Genomic DNA, 347 nt, shown 5'->3' with positions numbered 1-347 from the left:
GCCTGCTTGGTATACGGGACCGGTAGGTGCAATGTAATCCATAATGTCAGCGCGTCCACCAAAGGCGCCGACCGGTAATCCTCCACCGATTACTTTGCCTAAGGTTGTAATATCGGGGGTTACGCCAAAATGACCTTGTGCTCCACCTAATGAGACGCGAAAACCGGTCATCACTTCATCGAAAATGAGTACGCTTTTGTACTCGTCACAAATGTCGCGAAGCCCTTCAAGGAAGCCTGGCACAGGCGGAATACAATTCATGTTGCCTGCAACGGGCTCAACGATGATCGCGGCAACATCGTTACCAATCTCTGAAAAAGCTTGGCGGACAGAGTCTATATCGTTAA

1 protein-coding gene is annotated in these 347 nt (G+C 49.9%); it reads right to left on the bottom strand.

All coding sequences use genetic code 11. The annotated features are described in order from the left end of the window. A partial coding sequence (locus tag A3739_RS07245; protein WP_156502443.1) for an aminotransferase class III-fold pyridoxal phosphate-dependent enzyme occupies positions 1 to 347 on the bottom strand: 347 nt, incomplete at both ends.

The sequence above is a fragment of the Oleiphilus sp. HI0067 genome (genome assembly GCF_001635735.1).
This window is presented reverse-complemented; position numbering and strand designations above follow the sequence as displayed.